The sequence below is a fragment of the Streptococcus sp. 2018WUSS126 genome, from assembly GCF_044427425.1.
GTDB classification, from domain to species: Bacteria; Bacillota; Bacilli; order Lactobacillales; family Streptococcaceae; genus Streptococcus; species Streptococcus hashimotonensis.
The window spans coordinates 1-9,037 of record NZ_JAOTGB010000035.1; the positions used below are offsets into that span (position 1 = coordinate 1).

Sequence of the window (9,037 nt, forward strand, 5' to 3'; positions counted from 1 at the left end):
TTTTCTACGGTACTTAGGTGTGAAAACTATGTGATATTTGTACATCCATTTGGTATGTGATAAACTGTAACTGGTTTTAGCCATTTCTTTTTCCTCCTTTATCTAACCTGAACAATTAGATTATATCAGGAAAAAGAAATGGAAGCTCAAAGCCTTGTCAGCCACCAGCATAGCTGGTGGTTTTCTTGTTTTTCTCTACGAGAAAAACTGGCTCGAAGCCATAACGCAACAACGGCCTTGCCCCTCTTGAAATGAGGAACAAGGCCGTCGCCTAATCTTTTATTATTTCATTGTCCACTTGACAGGGAGCAGTTCAATAATTTCAGTCAGTTTCTTGTGTTTATTCAATCACCAGCATGCCTTCTTTAACGGCAAATGGGTGTTCTGGGTCAATGCGGTCGTAGAACATGACACCGTTGAGGTGGTCGATTTCGTGTTGGACCACGATGGCATTAAATCCTTTGAGTTTGATACGGTGAGTTTCTCCGTTTTTGTCCATGTAATCAACAGTCACGCGCGCGTGGCGGACTACGTAGCCTTGGACTTCGCGGTCAACAGATAGGCAGCCTTCGCCCCCTTCCATAGCCGCCTCTTGGACAGAGTGTGCCACGATTTTAGGGTTGTACATAACCTCTTGTAGAGAGTAGGCTTGGGCAGGTGGATTGCCTTCTTCGTCCTCTGGATTTGGGACTAAGACAGCAATGATGCGTTTGGAAACATCAATCTGAGGCGCTGCTAGACCAACTCCGCCACGGAGTTTCATTTTCTCCGCCATGACTGGATCCTGCGAATGTTTGAGGAATTGCATCATTTTTTCGCCTAAAATAATTTCCTGGTCAGATAGGGGAAATACAACTTCTTCAGCGACTTGGCGTAGGGTTGGGTGCCCTTCACGGATGATGTCATCCATGTCAATCAAATGGGCAGCTTTTGTCAATCGTTCAATAACAGACATAATTCTCTCCTTTGGATATAGTTAAGATAAGTATAGCATGAAATCTAGGAGAATAAAAGTCTCAGTCACCTATCTATTCTGTCTCAAATCTGTTATACTAGTAAAAGACGAACGTTGAAAGGGAGAAAAATGAAAAGAATTTTAGAGAAAGCCAGTTTGCTGGCCCTATCCACCATGCTAGTTTCGACATTTGCTGTCTCGCCAGCTATTCCACAGATGATTGAGCATTTTGCCCAGCAGGGAATTGCAGCGGCCCAGGTGGAAAATTTGATTACGGTGACCTCCTTTGCTATTATGGTTACTCTATTGGCAAATGGTCTAGTTGTCCGTTTCTTGTCTGAACGAAACATTATCATTGCAGGGCTTTTGCTTATGGCCATCGGCGGAGCTTTGCCCATGTTTCTAGCTGCATATCCTCTGATTTTATTGGCTCGTATCTTGCTTGGTTTGGGGATTGGCTTGATCAATGCCCGTGCCATCAACATTATCGGTAATTTTTTCACCGGTCAAGAAAGGGTCAAGATGATGGGCTTGCGTGGTTCAGCAGAGGTAGTGGGAAGCGCAGGGCTTACCCTCCTTGTCGGTTGGTTGACCCAGTTTGGTTGGCAACCTGCTTTTTTGGTCTACCTTTTTGCCTTGGTCATCCTGGCTCTCTTCCTTCTCTTTGTTCCCAAGGAGGAATTGCTGGCTCGCATGGAGGTAAAGGTTGAGGAGAACGCGCCCAAGGTCAAGTTGGACAAGACCATGTGGATGATGGGGATTTATCTGGCATTCTTAGCCTTCTTTGTGATCAATGTCAATACCTTCCTGACCATTCGTATTCCTCAGATTGTTTTAGCCAAGGGCATTGGTACTGCTCAGCAAGCCAGTCTCATTCTCAGTCTTATGCAGGTCATGGGGATTGTGGCAGGTACGGTCTTTAGTAGCCTGGTTGGTCGTTTGAAGGGCTGGCTTTTAGCTGTTTCCTACGTGGTCTTTGGACTCGCGGTTGTCGGCATTGCCTTTGCGGATAATCTCTGGGTACTGGGACTCGGTGGCATGGTGTCAGGATTTTTCTACAGCATCATTCTGACCATTGTCTTTAGTCAGGTGACGGACCGGGCTCCTAAGGCCTTGCTCAATGCAGTCATGACCATCGTCCTTATGGGTTGCAATATCGGCGGAGCCACATCTGCCATCTTGCCGACCTATCTGGAAAAACTCAACCCAACCCCAACAGGAGCCTTTGGTATCTACGCTATCGGCTGTGCCTTGATAAGCGCTGGCTTGATTTATAAACAACTGAAGAAGTAGGAGCGGATTTCCAATGTTATGAAGTTCGGCGTTTAAGCAATCAAAGAAACTATTCCCGTCTGGGCAGTTGATGACAAAACGGGAGTAGTTTCTTTGTGTTTAGGGCGTACAAAAAGGAGTTTTTTAACCCTACGAGCGAGTTTTTTTCTTGCTCGTTTTATAATTCTCCGACAAATTGGTAATGCAGCTCGACGATGGAGCGTCATTCTTTGTTGCGTCCTGCTGGTTGGTGATAAATCAGTTTGTTAACTAATTATTGTGTTGATTGGACTTCGAGGTTTGTATACGGGCGAATGATTGTTAATGAACGATTGGTAGGCTGATAGCTGGTAAATATACATTGAGGTCATTAAATTCCCATTCTGGCATTTTTGGTATCGGGTTTCAAAAGATTTGTTGTCGGAGTTTATTGCTAAGCTTGGTTAATTCTTCTTTTGCGCTATAATCGTTCATAATTTCCTTATCTGTTAAATTGTTAATACTGGAAAAGGATAACTCCCTTCGCGAAGTAAGTCCAGTCTATTTTGATGTAATATTTACAATTTGAAAGTGGATTTTGAAACTAGAGTTCAATGTTTATAATAAAGTTGTAGAATTCGCATGAGTTCTATTACTTTTAATCATCTCTAGATGTAAATCTCTCACTAAATTTATACTACTCAATATGGCCTCTCCTTGATTCAATTTAGTAATTTGCTTGTAAGATTGATTTGAGAGATGGTTTTTAATAGCTTCCAACTCATTTTGGTGAGTAAGACGATGGATAAGTAACGTACCAATTTGCCCGAGAAGTTCTTTAGGGACATCCTGTGGATTTTGTGTTGTTAAGAATAGAAAGATACCTTTTTTTCGTCCTTCCCTAGCAATAGCAGTTAATCCTGTTTGGTAATTATTATCTTGATGGTGTTTGGAATATCGATGAACTTCATCAATGAACATTACGAATGCAATATCATCTTTCTTTTTTGAATTTATGATATGATTGCTTATCAAATCAATTATCATCCCACCAATACTATCGCTAGTACCAATAGACGAAGTATTTATATATAAGCTATGAATACTGCTGTTGACGAAGTTATCAATTTTTTCGATTAAATCAGCATTCCCATTGGTCCTAGTAGAAAAAAACTTTGATAGTCTAGTGTTGGATAATTTGTATTCAACTTTTTGCACAAGCCATTGTTTTTGGTTAAATTGAAATGACCCTGAAATGTATCTTGTCATATTTCTATCTATCTCTACAGCTTCTTCTACAATCTGTTGAGATAGAAGTTGTAGATTAAAGGAAGTGTCAAGTGGTCCTAGACTAGACATATCTCGAGAAACTTCTTCGGGGGTTTTTCCTACCTTAACATATACATTTTCGATACTGTTCTTTTTTTGAAAACGCAAGCTCTTTATAGCATCTGCAAGTACAGCTGGCTGAGTGGAATCATTTGTTTCGAAAAGTGTTGCCCATTGACCGAATGATAATTTTCCTGTATCCAATATTGTGTCAACGCCTAGCTCTAACTTTTCTACATTAGAATTGTTATCAAATGAGGCAGAATACTCTCCAGTCGGGTCAATAATTAAGACTTTTTTATTGTTTTGAATAAGTTTATCTAAGATGGATAGAGAGGAGGTTGATTTACCACTGTTGGTTGTGCCAACAGCCATTATATGTCTATCAAATAGTGTGCTAGGACGTAGAGCAACTTCCTCTGAGAGCATATTAGAAAGTTTTGCGAATGAAGTTAGTTTTATTTCAGGAGTATTTGGATCATCTTCTTTTAGCTCAATTGAATTAAGGTAGATATCAATGATTTTTTTATTTGCGATATAGACCCTATCTGTTAATCCTACTGTAGTAAAACCAGATAATTTGAATCTATTACTGTTGTTCGGCATTATACCAATTATATCTAAGCTTAGTTCGGGGTAAATTTTTTCTGAATCATCTTTTAGGAGAGCATTATGAACGCTGTCTGAATTGGGTAATTTTGATTGGTATACCTCTCCTAGGAAAATTCCTAAAGTGGATTCAATAACAACAAGAAAGTTTATGGTGTTAGGTACTAATAGTTCTTTTCGAATTTTCCTAAATTTAAGCCATGAAAGATTCTCGACTTGAACAACACTTGAGTTTTTATATACTTGAGAAATCATACCTAAATAGAAATCATTTTTATCACCATTGGCATATAGGGTATCAATCATTGCTATCACCTTTTACGAAATAATCGGTTAAATCGGAATTCATAGTTGTTTGTAGAAAAGCGATATTGTAATCTTTTTCCATTAAATCTAATAGTACCTTCCAGTTTTCATTTGGAGATACAGGAGAAATATTGAAATCTGTAACTAATATACTTAAACTTGGTACTGTTTTTAAAGCCTGTATTATCATTTGAGAGATGTGATTGTCAGCAAAACTAAACCCTACGGTTATTAAAACAGTATTTTGTTTTCGGAGAAGTGCTTGAAATTTTGAGAACAACTCAAAATAAGGTTTTTCATAGCTCTGCATATACTTATTTGAACTTGGGAAAACCATTATTGGATCCTTGATGTTACTTTTATCCTTTCTAACGATTTCCTCTCCTTCTCGTTCCCAAGTTAAAGAACCATGAATTTTCAACAGATTGATGACAGATTTCTTGTAAGCTTCTTTTTGAGATTTTACTTCCGAAATAGGTTTAGATAGATACCAATCAAACATATCAATATCAAAAGTCGGTTTGTGAGAAAATGTAAAGCCATCAAATACTGTATAATTTAGACTATATGCACTATCTTCAATGATAGTATCATAGTTCGTGGTCACTATTGAAAGTCGGTTTGGCGTAGTATGTAGACCTGTTAATTGTTTAATTAATGTTGCATGTTTAAAGTGCTGCGAATTGTAATTATAAGAAGTTTTCTCTTTAATAATTTCAATAATTTTATTATACGAGCGCTTAAATTTTTTTTCTTGTCTTTTGGGTACAAACTGTAAATATGCTTGCATATGAGATAAGAAATCCTCTAAGTTAAACTTAGAAGAATTGTATTTACACATCACAGATAGATCATCAATAGAGTAATATGTAGAAGAGGTAAGTTGTTTTTTTACTTCTTCTCCGAGCATATCAACTGTATGACCAAAATTTGAATCAGGTTTACCATTATCTCGTTTGGGTACAACAGAGGCTCCAGCACCAGCCAATAGAACTATATTATCGAAAAAATTCATGAAGTCGAAAACTTCATTTTTTATCCTATGTTTAAAATTTATCTCACTAATAGGTTGTTTCTCTTCATCTAGTAGATTCTGTCCGTTCTTGAAATAATTTTGACCCTCTTCCGAGAACGTTGCCATTTTACTTTTATATATTTCTGCCATAGCTATACTCCATTTTTATAAATATTATATCATTAAATAAATTATTGAGCGATAGTGTTAGATAATTTAAAATTTCTATAATTATTTAGGTGTTTCAAAAATATTATATCACTGCTTTTCTGAATAGTCATTTCTCGATTCATAGTATTATCTGGTTCCTGTATTTATTCTTGATTTTCATTATATTCCCATTATTATGAGTTAAAGGAATAGTCATTAGCTTTGGTTAGTATATTTGGGCTACTGTTTGAGTTATGTTATAATGAACCTATGTTAGAAAACAACCGCTTAAATGAATTAATACTCCGTTTTCCCGAGGATGTTCAGTTGATTTTTAAGGACATGATTCCCTCCTATCAGTTGGGCTATGCGGATTATGTCTATCAGACAGATAATTACGCCACCCAAAACCGTCGGATTAAAAATTTGGCAAAAAATTTCCGAAGAATGGATTATTTTTACATCATGCCCTTACCTCAGGATCTGGCATTGGAAATTGCTAACCAATGGCGCTATCAACCACCTTTGGATGCCTATACGATTAGTGCAAACCCCGAGACTTATGCTGAGATGATTTCACCAGAGGCGCGTGGAGACCGCTTTTTTGCAGTCATCCGCAATGCCGCCCTCATGGGCTATTTCTGTATTGACCAAGATGGCGAGACCGTTGACATTCGTTTGGGTATGAAACCTTCTTTGACAGGTCAGGGAAATGGCAGAGCTTTCTATCAGGCTATTGAAGACTATTTAGTAGAGCATGTTCAGCCAGCTAGTATCAAACTGACAGTTGCTAGCTCTCATCAAGTTGCCCAAAAACTCTTTCATGCTCTTGGTTTTACAGAAATAGAAAAGCAAGCAGAATATATCAAAATGGAAAAGAAAGTCGTATGCGATTAGATAAATTTTTAGTGGATTGCGGTGTTGGCAGTCGGACAGAAGTCAAGAAACTCCTGAAAAACAAGCAAGTCACAGTCAACGGCCAAGTAGAAACCTCCCCAAAACAGCAGATTGATGAAAAGTCAGACCAGATTGCAGTAGCAGGTCAGGTCTTGAGCCATGAAACCTTTGTTTACTATCTATTGAACAAGCCCAAGGGTGTGATTTCAGCCACGGAGGATGACCACCATCGGACTGTTTTGGATTTGCTAGATGATACAGCTCGCCAGAAGGAAGTTTTTCCCGTTGGACGCTTAGACATCGATACCCATGGCTTGCTCCTCTTGACCAACAACGGTCAGCTGGCTCATGCCATGCTTTCTCCGAAAAAACATGTTGATAAACTCTACCGTGCACAGGTTGACGGGATCATGACCCAAGAGGATGTCGAACGATTTGCGGCAGGAATTGAGCTGAAAGACTTTACCAGTCAGCCAGCCCAGTTGACCATCCTCTCTACAGATGAAGCTAAGCAGACTTCACTCGTTGACATCACCATCCGAGAAGGGAAATTTCACCAGGTCAAACGCATGGTGCAGGCCTGTGGAAAGATGGTGACAGACTTGCAACGATTGACCATGGGGCCTCTTCGCTTAGATCCAAAATTAGCGCTTGGGGAATACCGCAGGTTGACTGCTGCCGAATTAAAGCAATTAGAAGTCTTTGGTGTGGAATTATAGATATATAGAAGAGACTTGCTCCCGATTGGAGGTCTTCTTCTTTTTGGGGTAAGTAAAAAATGCTAAGGATGTACAGTTGTCGTATCTGAAATTCTAGCCCCTGCTTGACCGTATTTGGTATAACATATTACAATATATATAAGAACCTGTGTTCACAATTCATAGCTTCCATTGGAGTGTTTGAAGGTGGAGATAAGGAAAGGAAATTCCTGACCAATTAGGTGGTAGGCGAAAACAGCCACAGGAGCTTTTTACTCGTCGAAGCCATAAAGTGAAACTAAATGGTGATAGAGTCAAGTATTCCTTCAAAAAATTGCCTTGATGAGCAAAAACGATTTCTTGCATAAGAACACTTTGTTTATGAATATAGGTTCTAAGATTTGTCCAAGAGAGGTTATTATATGTTGAAATATATCCGTGCCCTTCCCCTTGTTATAGTAGCGGGAGCGGTTGTTTACTTTACTATTTTTATCTGTATTGATAATGGTGATTGGACCTATGTTGTGACTAGAGCGCTTGGGCTTAAGGAAGAACATGCCAATAATGTTTCTTTGATTGTAATTGGAGCCCAATCACTTTTTCTGACTTCGGATTGGTTTTACAAGCGGCTTCGTGCCTTTCTCAATCGTCGTTTGGAAAAGGCCAAAGGGCTTAATCGGCAGATTTATCTGGGCTATAAGGCAGGGATTGAGTTTTTGATGGCTCTGCCCAAACGAACTATTTTATTTACATTCTATCTACTTTTAGTAGTTGCTGAAAGTGTTGGTTTGATTGAAAAAGCCAAGGACTATGCTGCGGTAATCATCTTCATAATTGCTGTTGACCGCGTGACCAAAATCTGGCCGGAGGAAAAGCGGAGAATGATGGAGTTTGGTCAGAAGATTAAGAAACGGATTAAGAGTGTGGAGTAGGGAGAGTTGTTTGGATATATTTATTTTTTGAAAATCTAATGCAGGTCTTCTTCTATTGAGAGAATGAACGGAACAGTGTGTTGTCTGTGTCTTACTGAAGGAATTCTAAGCAGTGATATTGCCCTTGAGCCAAGATGCACTGAAAATAAAGTAGGGTGGAATGACACTTAAGTTTAACAATAAGCAAAGATGGACATATTTTGTCCATCTATTTTTATATACTTCTTATTGAGAATATCAGAATAGAGGGGTAAAGATGAACTATTATCACATAAAATTAATGGGAGAAGTACAGCAACTAGAGCGACCTAGTGAATCTTTTACACAAGAAAATAATTGGATGTATTTTTTGAAGGAAAAAGAAGATTTATTTATTGTAACGGGAGCTGCAAATACAAAACGAGAAATAGCAAAAAAGGTTCAATCACTTTGGAAAGTGGATGTCTATTTAGATGGCTATTCTTCACTAAACGAGAATGATTTTATTGAAAAAGTTGGGCGTGAAAATTTGGGAGAATTTGGTTATTTCTTATTGAAGCAATTAAAGGAAGATGAGCAAGGTCTTACTCCGAATGCAGATGTGTTGTCAGAAAATATGATTGGACTCAGCGACTTTAAAAATAGCATTCAGTATCTTATAAACTATTTATACTCAATTAAAATCAAAAATAGCCGATATCCAATCTCTATGTACAATTGATTTGAGTTGATAAACAGTTAAGGTTTGAATAATCTCTTGAAGTTTATCGATTACCTCATTTAAAGTCCTAAATACTTTATTCTTGAAACCAAGTTTACGAATCTCAGCCCAGACTTGCTCAATAGGATTCATTTCAGGTGTATAGGGTGGAATGAAGGTGAATTCTATATTCTCAGGAATATTTACTGTCTTCGA

The 9,037-nt window shown here is 38.3% G+C and carries 9 protein-coding genes and 1 pseudogene; 5 read left to right on the plus strand and 5 right to left on the minus strand.

What is annotated here, in order from left to right; all coding sequences use genetic code 11:
• Both ODU34_RS09975 and def read right to left on the minus strand, forming a co-directional pair.
• Window positions 1–84 (minus strand): annotated as a pseudogene (locus ODU34_RS09975) (IS200/IS605 family transposase); the annotation flags it as partial.
• A 256-nt stretch (window positions 85–340) separates the two neighbouring features.
• Window positions 341–955, minus strand: coding sequence for a peptide deformylase (def, locus tag ODU34_RS09980; protein ID WP_029177339.1), 615 nt, complete (start codon window positions 953–955; stop codon window positions 341–343).
• A gap of 129 nt (window positions 956–1,084) precedes the next feature.
• Here def and ODU34_RS09985 point away from each other — a divergent pair, with 129 nt between their 5' ends.
• Window positions 1,085–2,248, plus strand: a complete 1,164-nt coding sequence (locus ODU34_RS09985) for an MFS transporter (protein ID WP_205015225.1) — start codon at window positions 1,085–1,087, stop codon at window positions 2,246–2,248.
• Window positions 2,249–2,824: 576 nt separating this feature from the next.
• Here ODU34_RS09985 and ODU34_RS09990 read toward each other — a convergent pair.
• Together ODU34_RS09990 and ODU34_RS09995 are read right to left on the minus strand one after the other, a co-directional pair.
• Window positions 2,825–4,450, minus strand: a complete 1,626-nt coding sequence (locus tag ODU34_RS09990) for an ATP-binding protein (RefSeq protein WP_044758683.1) — start codon at window positions 4,448–4,450, stop codon at window positions 2,825–2,827.
• The gene (locus ODU34_RS09995; RefSeq protein WP_044758682.1) at window positions 4,443–5,615 is read right to left on the minus strand and encodes an SIR2 family protein; all 1,173 of its coding nucleotides are present in this window, start codon (window positions 5,613–5,615) and stop codon (window positions 4,443–4,445) included. The genes ODU34_RS09990 and ODU34_RS09995 overlap by 8 nt, the downstream gene beginning before the upstream one ends.
• A 270-nt stretch (window positions 5,616–5,885) precedes the next feature.
• On the opposite strand from ODU34_RS09995, the gene ODU34_RS10000 reads away from it, so the two are divergent.
• From ODU34_RS10000 to ODU34_RS10015, 4 genes are all read left to right on the plus strand, one after another.
• Window positions 5,886–6,512, plus strand: coding sequence for a GNAT family N-acetyltransferase (locus ODU34_RS10000; protein ID WP_041179414.1), 627 nt, complete (start codon window positions 5,886–5,888; stop codon window positions 6,510–6,512).
• A complete protein-coding gene (locus ODU34_RS10005; protein ID WP_398578487.1) occupies window positions 6,503–7,231 on the plus strand; it encodes a pseudouridine synthase in 729 nt (242 codons plus the stop codon). Before ODU34_RS10000 ends, ODU34_RS10005 begins: the two co-directional genes overlap by 10 nt.
• Window positions 7,232–7,632: 401 nt before the next feature.
• Complete coding sequence (locus ODU34_RS10010) at window positions 7,633–8,142, plus strand: hypothetical protein (RefSeq protein WP_205015227.1); 510 nt, start codon at window positions 7,633–7,635, stop codon at window positions 8,140–8,142.
• Window positions 8,143–8,398: 256 nt separating this feature from the next.
• Window positions 8,399–8,842: a hypothetical protein gene (locus ODU34_RS10015; protein ID WP_239514956.1), complete on the plus strand. Its 444-nt coding sequence runs from the start codon at window positions 8,399–8,401 to the stop codon at window positions 8,840–8,842.
• On the opposite strand, the gene ODU34_RS10020 is transcribed toward ODU34_RS10015, so the two are convergent.
• Window positions 8,795–9,037, minus strand: a 243-nt coding sequence (locus ODU34_RS10020) for a transposase (RefSeq protein ID WP_398578488.1), incomplete at its 5' end; no start/stop codon positions are given. The genes ODU34_RS10015 and ODU34_RS10020 overlap by 48 nt on opposite strands.

Bases quoted from the DNA above. Each gene is read 5' to 3' on its own strand.
- def (WP_029177339.1), bottom strand. From the start codon at position 955: ATGTCTGTTATTGAACGATTGACAAAAGCTGCCCATTTGATTGACATG.
- ODU34_RS10000 (WP_041179414.1), top strand. From the start codon at position 5,886: ATGTTAGAAAACAACCGCTTAAATGAATTAATACTCCGTTTTCCCGAG.
- ODU34_RS10005 (WP_398578487.1), top strand. From the start codon at position 6,503: ATGCGATTAGATAAATTTTTAGTGGATTGCGGTGTTGGCAGTCGGACA.
- ODU34_RS09985 (WP_205015225.1), top strand. From the start codon at position 1,085: ATGAAAAGAATTTTAGAGAAAGCCAGTTTGCTGGCCCTATCCACCATG.
- ODU34_RS10015 (WP_239514956.1), top strand. From the start codon at position 8,399: ATGAACTATTATCACATAAAATTAATGGGAGAAGTACAGCAACTAGAG.
- ODU34_RS09995 (WP_044758682.1), bottom strand. From the start codon at position 5,615: ATGGCAGAAATATATAAAAGTAAAATGGCAACGTTCTCGGAAGAGGGT.
- ODU34_RS09990 (WP_044758683.1), bottom strand. From the start codon at position 4,450: ATGATTGATACCCTATATGCCAATGGTGATAAAAATGATTTCTATTTA.
- ODU34_RS10010 (WP_205015227.1), top strand. From the start codon at position 7,633: ATGTTGAAATATATCCGTGCCCTTCCCCTTGTTATAGTAGCGGGAGCG.